This is a genomic window from Streptomyces sp. NPDC031274 (assembly GCF_055570235.1).
Window position 1 is genome coordinate 50,760 of sequence record NZ_JBVIHP010000021.1, and the last position, 23,412, is coordinate 74,171.

22 protein-coding genes are annotated in these 23,412 nt (G+C 71.4%); 8 read left to right on the plus strand and 14 right to left on the minus strand.

Annotation, left to right across the window (positions count from 1 at the left end; genetic code table 11):
- Positions 1 to 52 precede the first annotated feature (52 nt).
- The 4 genes from ACZ5CR_RS29800 to ACZ5CR_RS29815 all read right to left on the minus strand — a co-directional run bounded on the left by ACZ5CR_RS29800 (position 53) and on the right by ACZ5CR_RS29815 (position 2,667).
- A complete protein-coding gene (locus ACZ5CR_RS29800) occupies positions 53 to 1,009 on the minus strand; it encodes a phosphotriesterase family protein (protein ID WP_468862975.1) in 957 nt (318 codons plus the stop codon).
- A complete protein-coding gene (locus tag ACZ5CR_RS29805) occupies positions 1,006 to 1,608 on the minus strand; it encodes a DUF4865 family protein (RefSeq protein WP_468862977.1) in 603 nt (200 codons plus the stop codon). Before ACZ5CR_RS29805 ends, ACZ5CR_RS29800 begins: the two co-directional genes overlap by 4 nt.
- Before the next feature lie 19 nt (positions 1,609 to 1,627).
- Positions 1,628 to 2,026 carry a (R)-mandelonitrile lyase gene (locus tag ACZ5CR_RS29810; protein WP_468862979.1) on the minus strand — a complete coding sequence of 133 codons (399 nt, stop codon included), beginning with the start codon at positions 2,024 to 2,026 and terminating at the stop codon, positions 1,628 to 1,630.
- Positions 2,027 to 2,094: 68 nt separating this feature from the next.
- Positions 2,095 to 2,667, minus strand: coding sequence for a TetR/AcrR family transcriptional regulator (locus ACZ5CR_RS29815; RefSeq protein WP_468862982.1), 573 nt, complete (start codon positions 2,665 to 2,667; stop codon positions 2,095 to 2,097).
- A 267-nt stretch (positions 2,668 to 2,934) separates the two neighbouring features.
- Between ACZ5CR_RS29815 and ACZ5CR_RS29820 the strand changes: the two genes are divergently transcribed.
- Genes ACZ5CR_RS29820 through ACZ5CR_RS29830 form a run of 3 tightly spaced genes read left to right on the plus strand, consistent with a single transcriptional unit; the run spans position 2,935 to position 6,619 of the window.
- A complete protein-coding gene (locus tag ACZ5CR_RS29820; protein ID WP_468862984.1) occupies positions 2,935 to 3,243 on the plus strand; it encodes an SHOCT domain-containing protein in 309 nt (102 codons plus the stop codon).
- Positions 3,240 to 4,052 (plus strand): ABC transporter ATP-binding protein, encoded by an 813-nt coding sequence (locus ACZ5CR_RS29825; protein ID WP_468862987.1) that lies wholly within the window; start codon positions 3,240 to 3,242, stop codon positions 4,050 to 4,052. Before ACZ5CR_RS29820 ends, ACZ5CR_RS29825 begins: the two co-directional genes overlap by 4 nt.
- Positions 4,053 to 4,057: 5 nt before the next feature.
- Positions 4,058 to 6,619, plus strand: coding sequence for an ABC transporter permease (locus ACZ5CR_RS29830; RefSeq protein WP_468863213.1), 2,562 nt, complete (start codon positions 4,058 to 4,060; stop codon positions 6,617 to 6,619).
- Positions 6,620 to 6,657: 38 nt separating this feature from the next.
- On the opposite strand, the gene ACZ5CR_RS29835 is transcribed toward ACZ5CR_RS29830, so the two are convergent.
- Both ACZ5CR_RS29835 and ACZ5CR_RS29840 read right to left on the minus strand, forming a co-directional pair.
- Entirely contained in the window at positions 6,658 to 7,197 is a 540-nt protein-coding gene (locus ACZ5CR_RS29835) for an ATP-binding protein (RefSeq protein ID WP_468862989.1), read from the minus strand.
- Positions 7,198 to 7,399: 202 nt separating this feature from the next.
- Entirely contained in the window at positions 7,400 to 7,729 is a 330-nt protein-coding gene (locus ACZ5CR_RS29840) for a hypothetical protein (protein WP_468862991.1), read from the minus strand.
- A gap of 330 nt (positions 7,730 to 8,059) precedes the next feature.
- Here ACZ5CR_RS29840 and cds1 point away from each other — a divergent pair, with 330 nt between their 5' ends.
- A complete protein-coding gene (gene cds1, locus ACZ5CR_RS29845) occupies positions 8,060 to 9,154 on the plus strand; it encodes an L-cysteine desulfhydrase Cds1 (RefSeq protein ID WP_468863215.1) in 1,095 nt (364 codons plus the stop codon).
- 24 nt (positions 9,155 to 9,178) lie between these two features.
- Here cds1 and ACZ5CR_RS29850 read toward each other — a convergent pair whose 3' ends face one another.
- Both ACZ5CR_RS29850 and ACZ5CR_RS29855 read right to left on the minus strand, forming a co-directional pair.
- Positions 9,179 to 9,658 carry an SRPBCC family protein gene (locus ACZ5CR_RS29850; RefSeq protein WP_468862993.1) on the minus strand — a complete coding sequence of 160 codons (480 nt, stop codon included), beginning with the start codon at positions 9,656 to 9,658 and terminating at the stop codon, positions 9,179 to 9,181.
- A 64-nt stretch (positions 9,659 to 9,722) separates the two neighbouring features.
- The gene (locus ACZ5CR_RS29855) at positions 9,723 to 10,616 is read right to left on the minus strand and encodes a DeoR/GlpR family DNA-binding transcription regulator (protein WP_468862994.1); all 894 of its coding nucleotides are present in this window, start codon (positions 10,614 to 10,616) and stop codon (positions 9,723 to 9,725) included.
- A gap of 227 nt (positions 10,617 to 10,843) precedes the next feature.
- Here ACZ5CR_RS29855 and ACZ5CR_RS29860 point away from each other — a divergent pair, with 227 nt between their 5' ends.
- A complete protein-coding gene (locus ACZ5CR_RS29860) occupies positions 10,844 to 13,243 on the plus strand; it encodes a hypothetical protein (protein ID WP_468862996.1) in 2,400 nt (799 codons plus the stop codon).
- On the opposite strand, the gene ACZ5CR_RS29865 is transcribed toward ACZ5CR_RS29860, so the two are convergent.
- The 4 genes from ACZ5CR_RS29865 to ACZ5CR_RS29880 form a co-directional block, all read right to left on the minus strand.
- A complete protein-coding gene (locus tag ACZ5CR_RS29865) occupies positions 13,203 to 15,620 on the minus strand; it encodes a right-handed parallel beta-helix repeat-containing protein (RefSeq protein ID WP_468862998.1) in 2,418 nt (805 codons plus the stop codon). The two genes, ACZ5CR_RS29860 and ACZ5CR_RS29865, sit on opposite strands and share 41 nt — an antisense overlap.
- Positions 15,621 to 15,794: 174 nt before the next feature.
- The gene (locus tag ACZ5CR_RS29870; RefSeq protein WP_468863001.1) at positions 15,795 to 16,400 is read right to left on the minus strand and encodes an Rv1733c family protein; all 606 of its coding nucleotides are present in this window, start codon (positions 16,398 to 16,400) and stop codon (positions 15,795 to 15,797) included.
- A 151-nt stretch (positions 16,401 to 16,551) separates the two neighbouring features.
- A complete protein-coding gene (locus tag ACZ5CR_RS29875; protein WP_468863004.1) occupies positions 16,552 to 17,376 on the minus strand; it encodes an MOSC domain-containing protein in 825 nt (274 codons plus the stop codon).
- 46 nt (positions 17,377 to 17,422) lie between these two features.
- Positions 17,423 to 17,854, minus strand: a complete 432-nt coding sequence (locus ACZ5CR_RS29880) for a DUF6643 family protein (protein WP_468863007.1) — start codon at positions 17,852 to 17,854, stop codon at positions 17,423 to 17,425.
- Positions 17,855 to 18,160: 306 nt separating this feature from the next.
- Here ACZ5CR_RS29880 and ACZ5CR_RS29885 point away from each other — a divergent pair, with 306 nt between their 5' ends.
- Positions 18,161 to 19,483: a TerD family protein gene (locus ACZ5CR_RS29885; protein WP_468863009.1), complete on the plus strand. Its 1,323-nt coding sequence runs from the start codon at positions 18,161 to 18,163 to the stop codon at positions 19,481 to 19,483.
- A 1-nt stretch (position 19,484) separates the two neighbouring features.
- Here the strand turns inward: ACZ5CR_RS29885 and ACZ5CR_RS29890 are convergent, their stop codons facing one another.
- Positions 19,485 to 20,660: a glycosyltransferase gene (locus ACZ5CR_RS29890; RefSeq protein WP_468863011.1), complete on the minus strand. Its 1,176-nt coding sequence runs from the start codon at positions 20,658 to 20,660 to the stop codon at positions 19,485 to 19,487.
- 58 nt (positions 20,661 to 20,718) lie between these two features.
- Here ACZ5CR_RS29890 and ACZ5CR_RS29895 point away from each other — a divergent pair, with 58 nt between their 5' ends.
- On the plus strand, positions 20,719 to 21,504 hold the full coding sequence (locus ACZ5CR_RS29895; protein ID WP_468863014.1) for a glutamate racemase: 786 nt from the start codon (positions 20,719 to 20,721) through the stop codon (positions 21,502 to 21,504).
- An 80-nt stretch (positions 21,505 to 21,584) separates the two neighbouring features.
- Positions 21,585 to 22,139: a hypothetical protein gene (locus ACZ5CR_RS29900; RefSeq protein WP_453523392.1), complete on the plus strand. Its 555-nt coding sequence runs from the start codon at positions 21,585 to 21,587 to the stop codon at positions 22,137 to 22,139.
- Here the strand turns inward: ACZ5CR_RS29900 and ACZ5CR_RS29905 are convergent.
- Positions 22,096 to 23,163 (minus strand): O-antigen ligase family protein, encoded by a 1,068-nt coding sequence (locus ACZ5CR_RS29905; RefSeq protein ID WP_468863017.1) that lies wholly within the window; start codon positions 23,161 to 23,163, stop codon positions 22,096 to 22,098. The two genes, ACZ5CR_RS29900 and ACZ5CR_RS29905, sit on opposite strands and share 44 nt — an antisense overlap.
- Positions 23,164 to 23,412: the final 249 nt, after the last annotated feature.

Here is a 23,412-nt window from a genome sequence, read left to right on the forward strand (position 1 = left end):
GAGGGGGCCGATCGAACAACCGACCGGCCCCGTAGCCGATCGGCCCCCGGCCCTACGCCCACTGCACCGCGAACGCCCGCCCCGGATTCACCGTCAGCATCCGCTCCACCACGTCCTTGCCCGCGGCGAGTTCGAGCCGTGGTCGAACTCCGCGCAGCAGGTGCGGGAGCCCGGGGCCGCCGTTCACCGCGCGTGCTCCGGACGTCGTCGTGTCGCCGCCCAGGAGCAGTTGGTCGGCGAAGCCCGCCTTCGCCAGGGTCTGTACGGCTTCCGGCATGCGCCAGTCCGTGGCGTGATGCGCGCGGGAAGGGCCGTCGAAGGCGACGTAGGCGCCGGCTTCGGCGACCTGGTGGTGGATCGCGAGGTCGGGGGATCGGTTCAGATGGCCGATGATCAGGCGGTCGGGCGGTACGTTCAACTCGCCGCACAGCAAGTCGAGTACGTCCAGTGCGCCGGTGCCGAGTTCCAGGTGGACGGCGATGGGCGCGCCCGTCGCGTGGTGGGCCTCGGCTGCCGCGTCCATCGTCCAGCGGGCGTGCGCGTCCAGGCCGTGGAAGCTGCCCGCGACTTTGATCAGCCCGGCCCGAACCCCCGTGTCGGCGATGCCCTCGGTCAACTCCCTGACGAAGAGGTCCGCGAGTCCGTCGGCGCGGAAGCGGTTCAGCAGCTCCGGCGCGTAGTTGGCGGATTGGTGGAGGCCTGTCGCGGCGACGATCCGCACGCCTGACGTCCGGGAGAGCTCGGGCAGTTCCCCCGCGCGGCGTCCCATTCCGTGTGGTGTCCACTGGATCAGGCTCTCGCCGCCGACCGACCGGAAGGCCGCGAGCTCCTGTGTCGCAGAGGTGGCAGAATTCAGTTCCTGACCCGGGAGTTGAGGGCTCGTCAGGAAAAGGTGATCGTGGGCGTCACAGGTTCCGAGGTCCCCGGGGGCGATGTCCCCGAGGACGGTGCGGACCGTCCGGGTCGTATGGACCGCGCTGTCGCTGCGGGAGGTGTCCACTGTGCTCACCACTGCCGACCCTCGGGGAGCAGCGACCGCTCCGGAGCCGATACGTGCAACACCTGGAACACGTCTCCCTGCCCCTCGGGTGATTCGTGGTCCCAGACTGAGAACAGCAGCGCCTCCCACGTGCGCGGGTCGATGGCGGCCGCTGCGTAGATCGCACCTTCCTGGTGCATCAACTCATGTGTCTCGTTGGCCAGTTCCTCTGCCAGGCCGCCCACGCGGGTGGGGGCAGGGACGCGTGTGCGACGCCGTATCGCGGCCTTCGCGGTCTTCGTCGCCCTCGTGGACGCGCCCGCTCCGGCCCCGTCCGCGTACGCCAGACCCGTCCAGTGCTGCACCTCAGGTCTCCCGAAGTCGTCGACGATCCCCTGGAATCCCGGGCCCCAGAGGAAGGAGTTCATTCCCTCGGAGGTGTTCCAGAGGTAGAAGGGCGCGTACTGGTTCACGGGGGATTCGTCGATGCCGCGCTCGCGGATCAGATACGCCTTGGCGCCGAGGCCCGGACAGTCGTCCAGCAGATGGCCTTTGGTCGCCACCCGGTTGCGGATGATCTCCATGTCGTAGTCGGACGGAAGCGTGATCTCGTACTGCATCGCGTGCATGGTGGTTCGCTCCTCGAGCTCAAGCCGCCGGGTACTCGTCCGCGCTCACGTGCGCGTCCCAGTGCGTGGTCGTGCCGTCGTCAGTCGCCTCGACGACCGCCAGATGCGTCATGAAGGTGCGGGGGCCCGCGCCGTGCCAGTGCCATTCGTCCGGCTCGATCCAGACGGTGTCGCCCGCGCGGATCCTCTCCGCCTCGCCGCCCTCGCGCTGTACGAGCCCCTCGCCCTCGAGGACGTGCAGGACCTGGCCGTGCGGGTGGCGATGCCAGGCGGTGTGCGCTCCCGGGGCGAAGTGGACGTTGAACATCCGCAGCCGGGAGGGCGCGGGTGGCGCGGCGATCTCGTCCAGCCACACGGTGCCGGTGAAGTTCGCGGCGGGGCCTGCCTGGGTGTCAGGGCGGTTGCGCGTGATGTGCACTGCTCTTCAAGTCCTTTGCGGAGGTGAGGAAGAGGGAGGCGCGAAGGCTCTCTCGCGGGCGAAGTCTTTTACGCGGGAGGGGTGGTGGCGGCAAACAGGAGCGCGAGCAACCCTTGTACGCCCGCGTCGAAAGCCGCCGGTGACCCCGAAGCCCGGGCCAGTACATAGCCGCCCTGGACCGTCGCGACGACCGTCGCCGCGATCGCCTGGGCGTCGAGCGAGAGCGCGAACTCGCCCCGCTCCCGTCCCTCTTCGACGATCCCGGCGATCCGGTCCCGCAGCCAGTCGAGCGTCTCGGTGACGGGCGCGCGCAGCTCGTCGCTCGCGATGACGTCCGGGTCCATCGTCAGCCGGCCGACCGGGCAGCCGCGCAGTACGTCGCGCTCGCGCAGCAGGTACGCCTCGATGCGTTCGTACGCCGATCCGGTGCCGCCGAGTACGCCCTCGGCCGTGGCGCGCAGCTCGTCCGCCGTGCGCCGGATCGCGGCGAGCGCGAGGTCGGGCTTCCCGGTGAAGTGGTGATACATGCTGCCTTGTCCGGCACCCGCGTGCTGCTGGATCGCCTTGGGGCTCGTGCCGACGTAACCGCGCTCCCACAGCAGTTCGCGGGTGGACTCGATCAGACGCTCCGGGGTGCTCATGAACGTACTGTACATACTAGTAGGTACAGACGTCCAGGCAAGGGCGGCTGCCGGTGCCGAGACCCGGCCCCGACCGACCCCACAGGGAGCAGCCCCGCAGCCCCCACGTACTCCCGGCGTGGTACTCGCACTGCCGCTGGCCGTACGACGACCGGGACCCCCTCGGAGCGCGAGTCTGAATACGTCGCTCAAGACACTGCTCAATACGTCGCTCAAGACACCGCAACACAGCAACACCGCAGAAATCACCCCGAGGAGATGGACACCATGAACACCCTGGCTCACTTCGACGGCGGGCCCGGCCCGTGGATCCTGTTCTTCCCGCTCATCTGGGCCGCCGTCGTGATCGGCGGCATCACCCTCCTGCGCCGCACCGTGTGGCGGGGCCGCCGCACGCCGTGGCAGCGGGGCGGTGCCGAACGGGACGAGCGGAACGTACGCATCGACGAGAAGTCCCCCATCGCCGTGCTCGGCCGTCGCTTCGCCTCCGGCGAGATCGACGAGGACGAGTACTGGCGGCGCCTCTCCGTCCTGAACGAGGAGTTCGGACACACCTCCAAGGGCGGTGCGGCATGACTGTCGCGACCGGACGTGGACACCACGGCACGACCAGCCTCGACGCCGCCCGTGTCACCGAGGCCGTGAAGGTCTACGGCAAGGGCGACACCGCCGTAACGGCCCTGGACGGGGTGAGCGTCGGCTTTCCCGCCGGGCGCTTCACCGCGATCATGGGACCGTCGGGCTCGGGCAAGTCCACCCTGATGCACTGCGCCGCGGGCCTCGACACCCTCACCTCGGGATCCGCCCATATCGGCGACACCGAATTGGGCGCGCTCGACGACCGCCGCCTCACGCTGCTGCGCCGAGACCGTATCGGCTTCGTCTTCCAGGCCTTCAACCTGGTGCCGACGCTGACCGTGGCCGAGAACATCACGCTTCCGATGGACCTGGCCGGGAAGCGCGATGACGGGACGTCGGCCGAGTGGACCGATGCCCTCATCGATGTGGTCGGACTGCGCGACCGCCTTCACCACCGGCCCGCCGAACTCTCCGGCGGACAGCAGCAACGCGTCGCCGTGGCAAGGGCGTTCGCGGGCCGCCCCGACGTCGTCTTCGCCGACGAACCGACCGGCAACCTCGACTCGCGCTCCGGCGAGGAGGTCCTGGGCCTCCTCGGCCGAGCGGTGCGGCAGATGGACCGTACGGTCGTCATGGTCACCCATGACCCGGTGGCCGCCGCCCACGCCGACGAGGTCGTCTTCCTGGCCGACGGCCGCCTGGTGGACCGGATGACGGACCCGACCGCGGACAAGGTCCTCGACCGGCTCAAGGCCTTCGACACGAAGGCCCCGTCCACACCCGGTACCGGGGGAGCGCCGTCATGAGTTCCTTGAGCGCGTCCACCCGCATCAGCCTCTCCTCGCTGCGCGGCCACAAGCGGCGCTTCGCCGGTACGTTCCTGGCGGTCATGCTCGGTGTCGCCTTCCTGGCGGGCACGCTCGTCATGGGCGACACCCTGCGCGGCAGCTTCGACACGATGTTCGGCAACGCGACGAGCGGCACCGACGCCGTCGTCCGCAGCGCCGACTCCCTCACCACCCCCGACGACAGCCAGGGCACCCGGCGGCCCGTCAGGACCTCGCTCGCGGAGAAGATCGAGCGGACCGACGGCGTCGCCGCCGCCGCGCCCGCCATCCAGGGCGCGGGCCAGCTCCTCGGCAAGGACAAGAAGCCCATCGGCGGCGAAGGCCCGCCCACCCTCGCCGGCAACTGGATCGACGACAGCGAGCTGAACGCCTACCAGCTGGCCGAAGGCCGCGCCCCCGCCGAGTCGGGCGAGGTCGTCGTCAACCGTGGCGCCGCCGAAGCCGGTGACCTGAAGATCGGTGACACGACCACGCTGCGCACCCCCGACCCCGTCAAGGTGACGATCGTGGGCCTCGCGACCTTCGGCGGCGAGGACGGCATGGCGCAGACCACCTTCACCGGCATGACCCTGGCCGACGCGGAGAAGTACCTGACGCCGAAGCCCGGCGAGGCCGCGTCCATCCAGGTGCGGGCCGGGCCCGGCGTGAGCGAGCGGCAACTCGTCGACGCACTGAGTCCCGTACTCCCCAGGGGAGTTGAGGCGATCACCGGGGAGGCGTCGGCGGCGGAGAACACCGACAACATCTCCGGCCAGTTCCTGACGCTCTTCACCAGCTTCCTGCTCGTCTTCTCCGGTGTGGCTCTCCTCGTCGCCACCTTCAGCATCCACAACACCTTCGCGATCGTCGTCGCCCAGCGCACCCGCGAGAACGCCCTGCTGCGCGCACTCGGCGCCTCGCGACGGCAAGTCACCGCCTCCACCCTGGTCGAGGCCGCCGTGGTCGCCGTGGTGGCGTCCGCCGCGGGCCTCGCGGGCGGCATCGGGATCGCGGCCGGGCTGCAGGTTCTCTTCCCCGCCATCGGATTCCCCTTCCCCGAGGGCGACCTGGTGGTCAGCGCCCTGTCGATGCTGCTGCCCCTGGCCGTCGGCATCGTGGTCTGCCTGGGCTCCGCCCTGCTGCCCGCCGTCCGCGCCGGGCGCACCGCACCCCTGGCCGCCCTGCGTGAGACGGCGGTCGACCACTCCGGGGCATCGCGCACCCGCGCCATGGTGGGCGCGGGCCTCGCGGTCGCGGCCGTGGGCCTCTCACTCACCGGCGTTCTCGTCAGCCCGTCCGTGTGGTCGGCCGGTGCCGGGGCGGTCCTCGCGCTCGCCGCGTTCGTCGTGCTCGGGCCCGTCGCGTCCTCGCGGGCGGTACGCGTTCTCGGCGGGCCCCTCGACCGGCTGCGCGGCGTCACGGGCGGACTCGCCCGGCGCAACGCCCTGCGCAGCCCCAAACGGACCGCCGCCACCGCGAGCGCCCTGATGATCGGTGTCGCCGTCGTCTCGCTCTTCACGGTCTTCGGCGCCTCGCTGAAGGCGACCATGGACCAGACGGTGAACCGCTCCTTCGCCGGTGACCTGGCCGTCAGTACCCCGGGCTTCGGTGCGGGCGGCAGCGGACTCAGCCCCAAGCTGGCCCCCGCGCTCGCCGAGCGGCCCGAGGTCGCGACCGCGGTCGGACTGGGCAAGGGCGCGGCAGAGGTCGACGGGAAAGGGCGCGCCCTGACCGTCACGGACCCGGCCCCCTTCGCCAAGTCCTTCGACCTCGGCAAGGTCGACGGGTCCCTCGACGGCCTCGGGACGAACGGCATCGCGATCACCCGCACGGAGGCCGGGAAGCAGAACCTGAAGGTCGGCTCCAACGCCGAACTCGCCTTCGCCGACGGCAAGAAGGCCACCTTCACGGTCCGCGCGCTGTACGGCAGGTCGGAACTCGCCGGGGACTACGTCATCACCCGCGAGGCCTGGGCGCCGCACCGCGTGCAGGACGCGGACAGCCTCGTCTCCGTGTCCCTCAAGGACGGCGTGAGTATGGACGACGGCAAGGCCGCGGTCTCCGAGGTCGCGCAGAAATACGGCAATCCCGATGTGCAGACCCGTGATGAGTACGCGCGATCCGCCGCGGGTGGGATAGACATGATGCTGACGCTGGTCTACGCCCTGCTCGCGCTCGCCGTCCTGATCGCCCTGCTCGGCATCGCCAACACGCTGACCCTCGCGATCCACGAACGGACCCGTGAGCTGGGCCTGTTGCGGGCCGTCGGGCAGACCAGGGCGCAGCTGCGGGCCATGGTCCGCTGGGAGTCGGTGCTGGTCGCGGCCTTCGGCACGGCCGGTGGCCTCGCGCTCGGCGGCTTCCTCGGCTGGGTGCTCGTCAAGGCGGCGGACGGCGCGACGAGCAGTGCCTTCGCGTTCGCGGTGCCGCCCGTACAACTGGCGGTGGTCGTCCTGGTGGGCCTGGCGGCGGGAGCCCTCGCGGGTCTGCGTCCGGCACGGCGGGCCGCACGCCTGGACGTGCTGCGTGCCATCGCCACCGAGTGACGTAGGACGCCCGCCCGGCGGAGCCTGTCACCGCCCGGTCAGCCGACAACGGCCGACCGGGCGGGAGCGTGTCCGGGCGCGTGCCCGTCGGCGAGGGACTGCCGCCCGGCGCCGAGTTCCGCGAAAGGGCCCTCCGTGGCCGCGCCGTACGCCGGGAACGTGGACGGCGGCGCGACGGCGGGCGTAGGGGCAGGAAGGGTGAACCAGACGACTTTGCCCGTGTCACCGTGGGGGCGTACCCCCCAGCTCTCGCTGACCGCGGCGACCATGGCGAGCCCGCGGCCACAGGTCGCGAACAGTTCCGCGTCGTGCACCTCGGGAAGGCGGGGGTCGTGGTCGTGCACGGAGACCGTGAGGCGGTCGAGCAGCAGCTCGATCTCCACGGTGCACACCTTGTCCGGCTGTGCGTGCCGGTGCACGTTGGTCAGGAGCTCGGTCACGCCGAGCGCGGCCTGGTCTATCAGGGGATCGAGATGCCAGTAGCGCAACTGCGCCGATACGATTCTGCGGACCTGGCCGATCCGCGACGGCAGGGCCTGGAGCTCTACCGTGCAATACCTGCTTGGCTGGCTGATCACGGGTGCGACTCCCCGAATTGCGGTCCGGAAGAAGGCGACGATCGGATCCAGCAGCGGCCGCGGGGTCTGCCGACTGCTGTCAGTAGCCGGCGGGCTGGTTCGCAGCGTCATCGCCGGTGAACCCAGAGTGATGTGAGACCAGAATGACTCAGGGGGTGCGGGCATGCAACTCGCGCCGCACCTGCCGGGAGCCGGTGGGCTCTCAGACGCGGGCCCTGTGGCCTCCGGCCCTGCTTACCGCGTCGATGAACCTGCGTACCGTGGGTGGCCCCGACTTGCCCGGGGCCGGGTCGTGATCGGCGAGGGTGAGCCGGTAGCGCGTGCCGTTCAGTTCGGCCAGGGCCCGGTCGTCGGCGGCGAACCACGGCTTGCCGGCCCGCACTGTCTGGACCGGAGCGCTGTCGATCTCCCGGCCGTAACTGGTCAGGAGCTCGAACCTGCCGTCGGTGATACGGATTTGACCTGCCCGGGTGAGGGAGCGTAGCCGTCGTCCGATCTGCACGCCTGTGGCCGTGAAATCCGGCTCCGCCATGACGTTCCGCCCCCTTGAGCGATTCGAGTGGTCGTTCGGTACGAGACCGCCGTCCCGTGCGGTGCAGTCTGCACGCACCTGGCGGCGAGCACCAGTGCGTATGAAGACGTGGTCACACATGGACGCCGTCCACCGTCCAGTGTGCCGTGCCTCTGTTTCAGCCTACTGGGCCAGGTGTGCCTTTGAGGGTCTCAAAGGTGTGTTTATGCAGGTGAGAAGCGTGCGCAAGGTGTCTATCATCGAGGCGTCGGGCCCGCTCGGAGCGCGGCCAGGTTGACGCCAAGGAGCCGCGCGGTGAGCACCACACAGCAGGAACAAGCCGATGAGCCGATGACCACGCTCGACGTGGACCGCAGCGACGCGGAGTACCGAGTCTGGCTCAAAGAAGCCGTACGCAAGGTCCAGGCCGACGCCAACCGATCCGCCGACACGCATCTGCTGCGCTTCCCGCTGCCGGAACAGTGGGGCATCGACCTGTATCTCAAGGACGAGTCCACCCACCCGACCGGCAGCCTCAAGCACCGTCTGGCCCGTTCGCTCTTCCTCTACGGACTCTGCAACGGCTGGATCCGGCCGGGGCGGCCGGTCATCGAGGCCTCCAGCGGCTCGACAGCCGTCTCCGAGGCGTACTTCGCCAAGCTGATCGGGGTGCCCTTCATCGCGGTGATGCCCCGCACGACCAGTGCCGAGAAGTGCCGCCTGATCGAATTCCACGGCGGCCGATGTCACTTCGTGGACGACTCGCGCATGATGTACGCCGAATCGGCCGCCCTCGCCGTCGAGACCGGCGGCCACTACATGGACCAGTTCACCTACGCGGAGCGGGCCACGGACTGGCGCGGCAACAACAACATCGCCGAATCGATCTACCAGCAGATGCGGTTGGAGCGCTATCCGGAACCCGCGTGGATCGTCGCCACGGCGGGCACGGGCGGCACGTCGGCGACCATCGCCCGCTACGTCCACTACATGCAGTACGACACCCGGCTCTGCGTCGCCGACCCGGAGAACTCCTGCTTCTTCGACGGCTGGACCCACCACGACCCGGACGCCACCAGCGACTGCGGCTCCCGCATCGAAGGCATCGGCAGGCCCCGGATGGAGCCGAGCTTCGTGCCCGGCGCGATCGACCGCATGATGAAGGTGCCGGACGCGGCGAGCGTCGCCGCCGTACGCGCCCTGGAGCAGGCGATCGGCCGCAAGGCGGGCGGCTCCACCGGAACCGGACTGTGGAGTTCCTTGAAGATCGTCGCCGAGATGGTGGCCGCGGGCCGCACGGGCAGCGTCGTCACGCTCCTCTGTGACCCGGGTGACCGCTATCTGGACAAGTACTACTCGGACGCGTGGCTGGCCGAACAGGGTCTGGACATCACGGGTTACGCGGCTTCGATCGAGACGCTCCTCGCGACCGGCACCTGGACCTAGAACCCCTCAAATCCCCTGTGGGGATCAGGCGTTGGCCGCGGCGAGGCGTCGGTCGAGGGCCGTGACGGCGTCGCGGAACGCCCGCCCAAGACCCGCCCTGCCGAACTTCAGGGCGAAGCGGAAGGGCGCGGCGCCGTCCGCGGCGAAGGTCCACTGCACTCGGGTGCCTGTCCCGGCCGGGGTGAGCCGCCACTCTTCGAGCAGGGCGCGCAGGCCCGGGGCGTTCGACTCGTCGACGCGGTAGGCGTACCGCTGTGCCGGGTCGGCCGCCACGACCGTCTCCCAGAAGCGTGTGCCGCCCTTGAGTCTGACCTCGCGGCCCTTGCCGTCGTCCGTGGGCCGGCACAGGGTGACCGCCGTGAACCACTCGGGCCAGTCGGCCATGTCGTCGGCGAGAGCGCGGTACACCGCCTCCGGGGACGCACTCACCTCACGGGCGAACACCAGACGCAACGGAGCGGATTCGGCGAACTCGAGCCCCACGGGCCTCAGTCGGCGTGCCATCTCACTCAGCCCCCAAGCGGAATCGGGTGGTTGACCGGCCACCGTCACCATAGCTGGCGGACCGTCAGATGTCTGCGGTGCTCCCGGCGTTCTCCGCCCGACCGATGCTCTCGCCGTGTTCGTCCTGTTCGCCCGGTCCCGGCTCCTCGGACTCGCCGGTGACCACCAGGCGCCGCAGATGCTCGGAGATCTCCGCCCGCGCCTCCGCGGGCAGTCCGGCGTCCGTCACGAGCGTGTCGACCTGCTCCAGGGTGGCGAACGAACTGAGGCCCACCGTCCCCCACTTGGTGTGGTCGGCGACCACGATGACCCGCCGCGCCGAGTGCACGAGACGCCGGTTGGTCTCCGCCTCCGCGAGGTTCGGCGTGGACAGACCGGCCTCCGCCGATATGCCGTGCACACCCAGGAAGAGCACGTCGAAGTGCAGCGCGTCGATCGCCTGGTCGGCGACCGGGCCGACCAATGAGTCCGACGGGGTGCGCACGCCGCCCGTGAGTACCACGGTGGCCGCACCCTGACGCCGACCTGAGGTGCGCTGCGCGGAGTGGAAGACGTCAGCGACCCGCACCGAGTTCGTCACCACCGTCAGGTCCGGCACCTCCAGAAGATGGTGGGCCAGCGCGTACGTCGTCGTGCCGCCGGAGAGCGCGATCGCCGTGCCGGGCGTCACCAGGGAGGCCGCGGTGCGCGCGATGTCCTCCTTGGCGTTCAGTTCCAGCCCCGACTTGGCCTCGAACCCCGGCTCGTGCGTGCTCGCCTCGACCACCGGGACGGCGCCGCCGTGCACCTTCTCCAGGACGCCCTGGCGCGCGAGGGCGTCGAGATCGCGGCGGACCGTCATGTCCGACACACCCAGCTTGCGGGTCAGTTCATTGACGCGGACCCCGCCCCGACGGCGTACCTCATCGAGGATCAGGGCGCGGCGCTGCTCCGCGAGGAGGTTCTGATTCTCACTCACGTCCGTCACGGCCCTTCTGCCTCGTCACACCCGTCGCGCCCGTCAAACGCGCTGCCTCATCCTCGCATGCGCCACCGACAGGCGGCCCACCGCCCGAGAGCGCGCGTTCACTCGGAACGGGGAGATTACGTGATGAGGGGTGTGGAGGGGGCCAAGAGCGGAGAGCCTTCTTGCCTGACCAAGCGCATATTCGGGGGAGCACGGCGCACATCGGGGGAAGCGGAACAGTGGCAGCTGACAACAGAGAAGAGACGGCTCTCGAACTCCTCGTCCACGGAGTCGGGGGCAGCACACCCGAGAGGATGTTGGGCGACCCGAGCACCGTCCGGGTCTCCGGCGACGACACGGCGGCCGTTTTCCGCCGTACCGAGGACGCCGACGCGGAGAAGCGTCCGGACGACTACCGGGGCAAGCCGATCCCCGAGGCATACGTCTGGTGCAATCTGACCTCAGGGAACGGCTCGCGGGCCCTGTGGCTGCTGCTCCTTCCGTTCATGGTGGTCAACCTCGCCCACTGGATGCGTCCCACATCGCGGCGCATGAAGAAGACGGTCCGTACGTACGGCCTCCTGGTGCGTCTCATCGGGCTCACCCTCACCGTCCTGCTCGTCGCCGCCGCCTGCGAGGTCGCCATCGACCTGACGGCCTGGCAGTGCGCGGGCACCCCCAAGTGCGCCGCCGAACGCTCCTGGCTCGGCTTCCTCGCGCCCGACGCCTCCGGGCACGGCGGCTGGTGGAGCCAGCCGGGGCGCCGCCTCGCACTCGCCGCGCTGGTGCCCGCCGCGCTCACCGGACTTCTCTGGTACCTCTCGCAGCGCACCTGGAGCGCGTACGAATCCCAGACGCCGCTGCCCCACCAGGCAGACCCGGAGGAGGACGCCGGACGGACCGGCGCACTCGGCAGGCCCGGATTCTGGTACGGGCGCCGTCTTGTGGCCCGCCTCCGGGCCGCGCACACGGCCGCCGGATTCCTGACGGTGGCCGCGGCGGTCGGCACATCGGCCGCGCGCCACGACCGCGGCTCCGGCGGGTCCGCGCTGCTGGACGCCCTCGGCTGGTTCCTCGACGTGACGCTCGTCCTGGGCGGGGTCGTCGTCGTCCTGGTGGTCTGGCGCAGGGGCCGCAGCGAGAACAGACTCGACCAGCACCTCGACGAGAAGCTGATCCGCCGACTGCCCCTGGGCGCGCTCACCCTGCTTGCCTTGACCCTCCTGTACGCCGGATGGTCACGCCCCGACTGGACCTCGGAGGGCAGGCTGCCGGGCAACGCGACCTTCGGCGGCATCGCCCTGGTCCAAGGGCTCCTGGTCGTCGCCCTCGCGGTGGTCGCCCGCGCGCTCTACCGCACGGCCCCCGACCCCCGCACCGCGATGCGGGGCTTCGCCGGACCCGCCGTCGCCATGCTGTCCTGCGCGCTCGGCGGCGTGATGTCGGGAGGCGGCGCCCAGCGCGTCGCCGACTGGCTCGACGGCGCCGGGGCACCCGGCTCCGGCGGCACCATAGACGGCCCGCCCGTGCTCCTCACCTGGCAGGCGTCCGTGATCCCGCCCCTCCTCGTGGTCGTCGCGGCACTCTGCGGCTGGCTCGGCGTCCGCACCTGGCGGCGGGCCCGCCGCGACCGGCCGAACGTGCCGCGCGACTACCCGGGCGAGCCCGAGGACGCGGCACGCAGCCGCCGCATCGCGGGCACGCGCGCGCGGGCAGCCCTCACCGACCGGGCCCCGCTGCTCGTGGGCATCACCTCAGGGGTCACGCTGCTGCTCGGTGCCGGGGCGCTCGTCGGCGCCTGGGTCAGCGAGGAAGTGCCCAGCGAAGCCGCGCAGGGCCTGCCGCTCTTCTTCGAAGGAGCCGCCGAGACCTCGCAGGCACTGGGTTCCTGGCTGATCGGCTTCGGCTTCATACTGTTCGTGACCTGGGGCCGCCGCGCCTATCGCGACCCCTCCGCACGCCGCACCATCGGCATCCTGTGGGACGTCGGCACGTTCTGGCCCCGCGCCGCCCACCCCTTCGCCCCGCCCTGCTACGCCGAGCGCGCGGTCCCCGACCTCACCTGGCGCATGCACACCTGGACCCGCGCGACGCGCGCCACGGGCGGCAGGCTCGTCATCTCAGGACACTCCCAGGGCAGTGTCCTGGCCGCCGCTGCCGCCTGGCAGCTGTGGCCCTCCGTCCGCAAGAGGGTCGCCCTCCTCACGTACGGCTCACCCCTGGAGCGCCTCTACGGCCGCTGGTTCCCGGCACACTTCGGCCCGGCCGCCCTCAGCTCGCTGCACCGCGAGGTCGACTGCTGGCGCAACCTCTACCGCACCACCGACCCGATCGGCGGTCCCGTCCGGGTGGAGCCCGACGGCGACGGACCACGGGTCGACCACGACGCCCTCAAGGACCCCTTGGTCTACGGCCGCACGGAGGCGCACCCGCTGCCCGCACCGATCCTGGGCCACTCCGACTACCAGGCCGACCCGGCCTTCGCCGAGGAGCGCGCCCGGCTGCTCGCCAGGCTCAAGCCCGGCGTGCCCGCCCCGCGCCCACAGACCGCCGAACCCGCCGAGACCGTCACTGACTCCGGAGAGCCCGCCGCGACGGTCACGGCAGCTCGGGCAGATCTTCCGGATACAGCAGGGTGAGGTCGTCCGTGCTGGGCTCCTCGAAGTGGGCGACGCGCCCCGCGTGCCGCTCCACCATCGCCTCGAACGTCTGGCGCGCGGTGCGGCCGTTGCCGAACGCGGGACCCTTCGGAAGCGCCGTGAAGTACTTCAGGAGGGCCTCGCCCGTCCCCGTGTCGAGGCGGTACTCATGCTCCTCGGCCTGCTGCTCGACGATCCGGAGCAGCTCTTCGGGGGCGTAGTCCCCGAAGGTGATGGTCCGTGAGAAGCGCGACGCGACACCGGGGTTCACGGAAAGGAACCGCTCCATCTCCGCCGTGTATCCCGCGACGATCACCACCACCGCCTCGCGGTGGTCCTCCATCAGCTTCACCAGCGTGTCGATGGCCTCCCGGCCGAAGTCGCGCCCGGAGTCCTCGGGCGAGAGCGCGTACGCCTCGTCGATGAACAGCACACCGCCGCGCGCCCGGTCGAACGCCTCCTGCGTGCGGATCGCCGTCGACCCGATGTGCTCGCCCACCAGGTCGACCCGCGACACCTCGACGAGATGCCCGCTCTCCAGGACACCGAGGGACGCCAGGATCTCGCCGTAGAGCCGCGCCACGGTCGTCTTGCCGGTGCCGGGGGAGCCGGTGAACACCAGATGGCGGCGTACGGACGCGGCCTTGAGCCCCGCGAGCAGCCTGCGCCGCCCGACCTCGATCATGTCGGTGAGGGCGCGCACCTCGCGCTTGACGCTGTCCAGGCCGACCAGTGTGTCGAGTTCACCGAGCACGTCCTTCGACGAGCGGGACGGCGGCTCGGGGGCCGTCTTCTTCTCGGCCGCCGGGTCCGTGACGCGCTGCCCGGGGATGGCGCCGAGCAGGCCCACTGACTGCGTGGCCGTCTGCGGGGCGGACTCCTGCGCCGCAGACGCCGCGCTCCGCACCCCGCCGCTCTCGTCGCTGGTGCAGTCCTCGACGAGCGGCCCGTCCTCGGCGAACTCGAAGCCGCCGCGCGCACACCGCTCGGTGCGGCACTTCTTCAGCGTCGTACGACATCCGTCGATGATGTGGAAGCCGTACCCGCCGCTGTCGGTCACCCGGCAGCCCTGCAGGCTGCCGCGGCCGCCCGCCGAGACGTAGAAGCCGGCCTCCGCGGGCGAAGTGACCGTGCAGCGCTCGATGGTGGGGTCGGCGCCCTTGGTGACGATGACGCCGGTCTGTACGCCGTCGACCGTGCAGTTGGCCAGGGTGCCGCCGCTGCCGTGGTCGCGGAACCACGCGCCGGTCGCGGCCTCGCGGATGCGGCAGTCGTCCAGCTGCGCCGTCGCGCCGTCGCTCACGGACACCGCCGTGTTGCGCACCTGGGAGAGGTCGCTGTCGACGACGTCGGCGCGCGAGCCGCGGTCCAGGACGAACAGCGCGTCCGGTACGTCGTGCACCCGGCAGGACTCCAGAACGGCCGTCGCGCCGTCGCTGACCCACACCGCGGGGTAGTCGCCCGTGCTGTCGTGGATCTCGCACTGGTTGGCGTCCACGCGGGTGCCCGGGTCCCACACCGAAAGGCCGTTGCGCCCGAACTGGCGCACGGTGGAACGCGTCAGGGTGAGGACCGAGCGGGAACGCAGGTCGATCGCGTTCTCCGGGATGTCGTGGATCCGGCAGTCGGCGAGCGTGAGCACGGCGTCCGTGTCGAGCGTGACGCCGTCCGACGTCGTGCGGTGCACGTCGCAGTCCGTCAGATGCGCCGCGGCACGCGCGGTGATCTGCACGCCCGAGCCCTTGACCTCGTACACCTCGCAGCCGATCGCCTCGAGTCCCGAGTGCTCACCGGTCACCGAGAGCCCCGCGCCGGACGCGTGATGCACCCGGCAGCGCTCCAGACGGGGGTGCGCGCCGCCGCGCACGGCGATGCCCGACTGCCCGGCCGAGACGATCTCGCACTCCTCGAAGACACCGCCCCCGCCGTCGAGCACGGCGATGCCGATGCCGCCGGGGTTGTCGACCGTGCAGCGCCGCACGGTCGGGCGCGCTCCGCCGCGCACCTCTATGCCGGCCGCGGAACGCGTCACCACGCGCACGTCGACGAGTTCGGGCGCCCCGTCCTCGACGAGCAGCGCGGGCGCCGCCGAGTCCTGCCCCTCGACGTGCAGGTCCTGCACCACGGCGGACGCCCGGACGGTGAGCGGCACCCCGTCGGAGGGCGCGATGCGCACGGAGCCGGGGGAGCCCTCGGGGCCGCGCAGCGTCACCGCCCGCTGGACGATGAGGTTCTCGCGGTACGTGCCGGGGGCGATGGTGAGCACGTCCCCGTCGCTCGCGGCCTCCAAGGCGGCAGCGAGCGACGCGTAGTCGCCCGTGCGGCGCCGCCATCGCGAGGTACCGGTGTGCGTCACCTGGACCGTGCCCTGTGCCATGGAGTTGCTCTGCCCCCACCTGGTCGTACGCGGGACCTCACGACCTCGCGCAAGGCGCCGAAGAGTTCGGCCGGTCCACCGTAGCGCGCGCGGCGAGGGCGAGTTGACCCGATCGCCAGGCTCTCACCTGGTCATCGCCGGTCTCTCACCGGCTCCGGAGGCGGGATCGGCGGCTCAGGAGCCCGTGCCGGTCCGTCCCCAGTCCGGCCCCGCCTTGTCCCAGGCCTGGTCCCAGCGGTCGTAGCGACGCAGGACGATCCGCCAGACGACCAGTCGCCTCGCCCCCTCGACGAGTCCGGCGGCCGCGAGCGCGACGCCGAATCCGGCAAGGGTCGCGTGCGTGGCCGCGGTCGCGCCGTCCAGCGGGCGGCCGACCACCTGGCCGTGCTCGTCCGTCCAGAGCCGGAAGTGGTCGCCCCGGTCGGGGGACCGGAGGTCGGCGAGCACCGCGCCGGAGTGCCTCGTGCCGTCCGGAGCCGTCCACCGGGCGAGCACACGGCTGTGTCTGTCACGCGCGGACGACGTCTCGGGATCGGGGTCGACCGGGGGGCTCGCGAGCTTCTTGACCACGGTCCCGGCCACTTCGTGACGCATTTCGTGCTGCTCCCGCACCGACTGCCGCAGGGCGTCCTGCGTCAGTCCGCCGATCGCGAATCCGGCAAGCGGCGCCGCCACGGCGATGAGCAGCACGGCCACGCACGCCACCCAGGCCTCGACGAGGTCGGTCTTCCTGCGCAGCGGATTGTGCCGCCAGCGCCAGAGCCCGACGAGTGCTCGCACAGTCCTGCACCCCTTTCCGCGTCCGTCTTCACCACGAACGGCACGGCCCACGCGTCGGCGGGAAGAAGAGAGAGGGACATCACCCTTCTCCTTCCCACCCAACCACACTCAACGACTGGGCCCGGCCTTCGAGTTCCCCGAGCCGGGGCCTTCAATCGAGGACGGTGAACGGGTCACCGATCCGGACCGATCCGGTCGTTTCCGGCACCAGATTCTGGCCGAAGACCAGCTGGTCACCGAAGCGGCGGTGCTTGGCGAGCGTCCGCAGCGGCTCCTTGCCGCGCTCCGCGCTGTGCTGGTCGGTGGTGGTCACGACGCAGCGACCGCACGTCTTGGCGACCCGGAAGGCGACGTCGCCGATCGCGACGCGCGACCAGTCGTCCTCGGCCCAGGGCGCCGTCCCGTCCACGACCACATTCGGCCGGAAACGGTTCATCGGGAGCGGCCCCTCGTCGGAGTGATCACCCTGCGCGATGAGCGAGTTCAGGGCATCGAGGGAGGAGAGCGTGGTCAGAAGCAGCGGATACCCGTCGGCGAAGGAGACGGTCTCACCGTCCTTGGCGTACGCGGGATCGACGGGCCGCCGGGTCGCGGGGTCGTCGAGGTGGACGAGCCGGACGTCCGTGTCGAGATAGGCGCTGAACCAGGTGTGCGCCGCCGCGTCGGCGGGCTCGGCCTCGACCTTGTCCTTCCAGATCTCCACCGTGACGGTCTCGCCGGAGGGCGGCACGGCGACCGTCAGCGGTTCTTGGCCGGGCGCGGACATGCGTATGCCGCCGCCGGGCAGGAGCTCGGCGGCAGCCAACGCGAGCCGCGGATGCGGCCGTTGCGTGATGACCCGTCCCTCGCCGTCGATCAGCACCCACCGCCGGTCACCCGCGAGTCCCCAGGGCTCGACGACGGCCTCACGCGGAGCGTGTCCCCCGACCGCCTTGAGCGGGTAGTAGTGGATCGAGTGCAGCGCTGGATTCGGCATACGGTCATCCTGCCAGCAGCCACTGACAGGAACCCGTGCGGGCGAATCAGTAGCCGCGGTAAGGGCGGTTGTACGGATCCTCGTACGTCGCCGGGGCAGGGCGGGGCGACGCGGGGCGCATGGCCTCGTAGCCCGTTCCGGCCGGGGGGCGCTGTTGCTGCTGTTGCTGCTGGGGCCCCGGGTAGCCGCGCGGCGGTGAAGGCTGCTGCGGGATGTACGGCGCGGGCGCCTGCTGCAGCGGCGCGGGCTGCTGCGCGTAGCCGTACGCGGGGTTCTGGTGCGACGGGGCGGCAGGCAGCGCGGCGATCGGGGCGGGGAGCGCGGGCAGGTGACTACCCGTGTCGTACGCGGAAGGGACCCGGATCGGAGCGATCTGAGGAGTACCCCGCTCGGCGACAAGGGAGTCGTAGATCGGAGTGTCCGGGAAGGACGGCGCGGAATAGTAACCGCCGCCATAGGTGGAGCGGGGGGAGGTCATGACACATAAGTTAAGCCCTTGATGTGCTGGTTGGGGAGACCGATAAGAGGGTTGTTTTACGCGTCGGTAGTGACTCGGCTTCCCCAATCTGAGCGAACTTGGGAGAAATCGGTCGCAAGGCGGCGTATGAATCGTGTAAAAGCCGCGCTCCGTCCGGGTTACCGGTGGTTGACGCGTGGTTGACGCGGAGGCCGCGCGAGGGGTGTCGGCGGTGGGCGTGGGCGGTGGGGCGTGGGCCTCTCGGCGGTCCGGGTAATAGGTTGGTCATGAACGGGACGGCGGCCCGGCCGGACGTGGCCACTTGCGATGGGGGCGGACATGACAATGCCTAAAGGTTCGAATGTTCCTGTGCCGGCACCTGCCGTGCGCGTCGAGTTGGGGTGGACCGCGGGAGCCGGGGTGCCGGACACCGACGCGTCGGCTCTGTTGCTGGCCGCTTCCGGGAAGGTCCGCTCGGACGACGACTTCATCTTCTACAACCAGGCGGTCCACTCCTCGGGCGCGGTGCGCCACGAGGGCAAGAAGACCGAGGGCGGCCGGGTGAGCGACGCGCTCGTGGTGGACCTCGCGCGCGTGGAGCCCGCCATCGAGACCGTGGTGCTCGCGGCCTCGACGGACGGCGGCGCCTTCGGACAGGTTCCCGGGCTCTTCATCCGGGTCGTCGACGCGGCGAACGGCGCCGAGATCGCGCGCTACGACAGCGAGGACGCGACCGTGGAGACGGCGTTCGTCCTCGGCGAGCTCTACCGCCGCCAGGGCGCGTGGAAGTTCCGCGCCGTCGGACAGGGCTACAGCAGCGGTCTTGAGGGGCTGGCCACGGACTACGGGATCTCGGTGGACGAGCCGCAGCAGGCGGCGCCGCCCGCACCGGCCGCGGTGCGGCCCCCCGCGGCCCCGGCCCCAGCAGTTCCGGCGGCTCCGGCGCCGTCCGTCCAGGCCCCGCCGCCCCCGCCCCCGCAGGCTCCCGCTGCCGCGCCCGCCGCCCAGCCGGTGCGGCTGTCCAAGGTCACGCTCACCAAGGACGCGCCGTCCGTCTCGCTGACCAAGCAGGGCGGCACATCCGGGGCGATGCGCGTGAACCTCAACTGGGAGGTGCGCAAGCAGTTCAAGGGCTGGGCCAGCAAGCTCGGCCGGGCCGTGGCGATGCACGCGGACCTCGACCTGGACCTGTGCGCCCTGTACGAACTGGCCGATGGCCGCAAGGGCGTCGTCCAGGCCCTCGGCAACGCCTTCGGTTCGCTCGACCAGCCCCCGTACCTGCTGCTCGATGGCGACGACCGCACCGGCGCCGTGGCCAGCGGCGAGAACCTCACGGTCAACCTCGACCACATCAAGGACTTCAAGCGCATCGTCATCTTCGTGACGATCTACGAAGGCGCGCGCAGCTTCGCCGACCTGAACGCCACAGTGACCCTGCAGCCGCAGCACGGCGCCTCCATCGACTTCTCGCTCGACGAGTGCACGGTGCCCTCCACGGTCTGCGCGCTCGCGCTGCTGACGAACAACAACGGCGATCTCTTCGTCCAGCGAGAGGCCCGCTACCTGGTGCCCGAGCGCGGCGTGAGCCCGCAGCGCACCATCGACTACGCGTACGGCTGGGGCATGAACTGGACGCCCGGCAAGAAGTGATTCAGCGCTGCTCGGGAGCGGGATCGGGGCGGGCGTACGTCCGCCCCTTCCACGCCGCTCCGCGCCCTCTGTAGTGCTGCACCGCCGAATCCACCGTCATGAGGAGGTAGAGGAACGCGGTGAACGGCAGGAGGGGAGCGAGCCAGAGCGTCTGCCGGTAGTAGCGCAGCATCGGGATGTACGTCGCCGTCATCACGAGCCACGCGAGCCCACCGAGCAGGGCGGGTGCCGCGTGCCCGGTGGCCAGGCCGACGGCCAGCGCGACCGGGGGCGCCAGATAGATCAGGGCGAGCCCCAGGACCGTACCGAGCAGGACCAGGGGGTTGTGCCGCAGTTGGGCATAGGCGCTGCGCGAGACCATCCGCCATAGGTCGCCGAGCCCGGGGTAGGGGCGCACGCTGTCGACGCGCTCCGCGAGCCCCAGCCAGATGTGGCCGCCCGAGCGCTTCACCGCCCTGGCGAGCGACACGTCGTCGATCACCGCTTGCCGGATGGAGTCCGGGATCCCCGCGCGTTCGACGGCCTCCGCGCTCACCAGGACACATCCACCGGCGGCCGCGGCCGTGCGCGAGCCCTTCTCGGCGATCCACCGGAACGGATAGAGCTGCGCGAAGAAGTACACGAACGCCGGGACGACGAGCCGCTCCCACATGCTCGCGACCCGCAGCCGCGCCATCAGCGAGACAAGGTCGAAACCGGCCGTCTCCGCCGCCGCGACCAACTCCCGCAGACTGTCCGGCTCATGGGCGATGTCCGCGTCGGTCAGGAGCAGATACCGGGGGCCACGCGCGCGTGCCAGGCCGATGCCGTGCCGTACGGCCCAGAGCTTGCCGGTCCAGCCCGGCGGCGGCTCACCCGGTGAACCGACGGTCAGCGGCAAACCGCCGTACCGGTCGGCCAGCGCGCGGGCCAGCTGCCCCGTGCCGTCCGAACTCCCGTCGTCGACAAGGAAGATCTCGGCCTGCCCCGGGTAGTCCTGGGCCAGCAGCGAGGGGAGGCTGTCGGGCAGCACGGCGGCCTCGTCACGGGCGGGGACGACGACGCAGACCGAGGGCCAGGTGTCCGGTTCGCGGCGTGTCGGCAGACGCAGGTCCGTGCGCCAGAAGAAGCCTTGTCCCCACAGCAGCCACAGCCAGGCGGCAAGCGATCCGGCGGCGGTCCATACAACGGCGCTCATCCGCCGCAGTCTGCCCCACGGCACGGGGCGCGGGAGGCCGATCGACTATGGTGACCGGGTGAAGATCGCGCTCATAGACTCGGGTATCGGCCTGCTCCCCGCCGCGGTGGCGGTACGTCGTCTGCGGCCGGACGCCGATCTCGTCCTCTCGTCGGACCCCGACGGACTGCCCTGGGGCCCGCGCTCGGCCGAGGACGTCATCCAGCGCTCGCTCGCCATCGCCGAGGCGGCCGCCGCGCACCGTCCCGACGCGCTGATCGTGGCCTGCAACACCTCGTCCGTGCACGCCCTGCCCGCCCTGCGCGCCCGGTTCGAACCCGACCTGCCCGTCATCGGGACCGTACCGGCGATCAAGCCGGCCGCGGCGGGCGGCGGCCCCATCGCCATCTGGGCCACTCCCGCCACCACCGGCAGCCCCTACCAGCGCGGCCTCATCGAAGAGTTCGCCGGCGGCGTCGGCGTCACCGAGGTGCCCTGCCCCGGCCTCGCGGACGCCGTGCAGTACGCCGACGAGGCCGCCATCGACAGGGCGGTCGCCGCCGCGGCGGCCCTCACCCCGCGCGATGTAAGCGCCGTCGTCCTGGGCTGCACCCATTACGAACTGGTCGGAGAGCGCATCCGCGCGGCCCTCCAGCAGCCCGGTCTTGCGCCCCTCGTCCTGCACGGCTCCGCCGGAGCGGTCGCCGCCCAGGCGCTGCGCAGGACCGGCGACCTCTCCGGCCCGGGAACCGGCACGGAAGGCGGCCTGACGGTGATCCTGAGCGGTCGCGACGCCGAGCTGCCCGTCGCCGCCCACACGTACGCCGAAGGAAGGCTGCTCGCGGCGGTCAGCCCCGCGCGCTGAGTCCGCGGGACACCCACCCCGGAGCAGTGACGCTCTGCGACGCGATGCCTTCCCAGCGGAACGTGAGTAGTCTCTGACGCATGAGGGACCACACTCACGGTGAGCGGGGCAGCACAGCCGACGCCCCGCCGGAAGTCTGGACCGGTAGTGCGACCAACCGCGTGCAGTGGCTGCTGGCGCTCGCCGGTGCCCTCTGCCTGGCACTGGGCATCGAGCTGGCCGTCGACAACATGTGGACGTCCGGCATCGCGGCCCTGGCCATGGCTGTCGTGGGGTGCGTCGCCGCCGGACTGTTGATCCTGTTCGGCACCCTCGCCTTCGTCCATGTCGCCGTGAAGGTCGACAAGGACTCCCTGGAAGTGCGCTGCGGTCACATGGGCCTGCCGCGCCGCCGCATCCTGCTCTCCCACGTGGTGGGCGCCGACTTCGCGCAGGCCGTCAGCCCCAGGCAGTGGGGCGGCTGGGGCTACCGCTCGCGGCCCGAGCTCGGTACCGCCGTCGTGGTCAGGCGTGGCGAGGGCCTGGTGCTCAGCCTGGGCGACGGCCGCAAGTTCACGGTCACCGTCGACGACGCCGAGGCGGCCGTAAAGATCATCCGGGATCGGCTGTCCCTGGCGAAGCGCCCGGCGGCCTGACCGGCGCCGGTTCGTCGCCCAGCGGTCGCGCCGTGGCGATGCCCGCGAGGTAGCCCGCGCCCGTGGTCACCGCCGTGACGCTCAGCGCGTTGCCGACCGAGGCGACGGCGGCGAGGGCCGTCAGGGCCGCGCCCGCCGAAAGCACGACCTGGGTGGAGCGCGGCGAGCGGTACAGGGCGTACAGAAGCCAGCAGAACACCGCCGCGAGCAGGACCACGCCCGCCAGGCCCTGCTCGGCCGCCTGCTGCAACGGCGCCGAATGGGGTCTGCCGTCCGTGAGGAGATTCTCGGCCACCGTGGGACTGGAGTCCGCGAACCGGCCGGGGCCCACGCCGAGCACCGGTTCCCGGTCCACGAGTGCGAGCGCGTCGTGCCACAGCTCGACCCGGTGCCCGTCGAGCTGGCCCTCCAGGGACGCGCTCAGCCCCTCCGGAAGTACGTCATCGGCGATCGCCCAGGTCAGACCGGTCACCACCGCCGTGGCCAGGGCGAGACCGACGAGACCGACGACCCTGCCCCGCATCAGAGTGGTCGCCAGCGAACAGAGCAGGATCCCGGTGCACGCGACGACACCGGCCATCGAGCCGAGCACCACGGCGGCCACCACGATGCCCACGGCGAGCAGGCGCATCGCGAGCCGCGTCGAGGGCCCGCGAGCCGCCCATGCCGCCGTGCAGGCGGCCCCCGACGCCAGGATCAGGAGCGCGGCCGCGGCGCCGGTGTGGCCAAGGGGCGCCGCGGCGACGGGACCCGGTGAGAGGTGCGGGGCCGCCGTCGCGAGACCGATTCCGGCCAGTGCGCCGGCACAGGGCGCGGCGACCGGCAGGAGCGCCCCGCAGATCCGCCCGCCCGCGTACCCCGCGGCCACGGCGAGCACCGCGAGGAGCACGCCCTCGGGCTGACCGCCGTGCATTCCGGCGCTGATCAAGGTCCAGGCGGCGCACACGCCGAGCAGCGCGACGCCTGTCGCGTCTGACGCGCTGCGCCGTTCGTACGCCCCCGGTGGCTCGGCCGTCGCGGCCATCCCCGTTGTCCCCACCCCGTCGCCCCCCGCTGTGTGACGGGCCCTGAACGCTGTGGCTCGATCCGGCCGCAGGTCAGGGACTTGGGCACACCGTAGTCGCTGAAGTGTGAGATGTGGACGTCTTGCGCAGGAACGATCCGTCAATCGCCGGGACATCGCCTGGACATCACCGGGGCATCACCGGGACGGAGCCTCCGGCGGCGGGCAGGCACGACCGTCCTGTCCGTGTCCACGTGACGCGCCGTACAC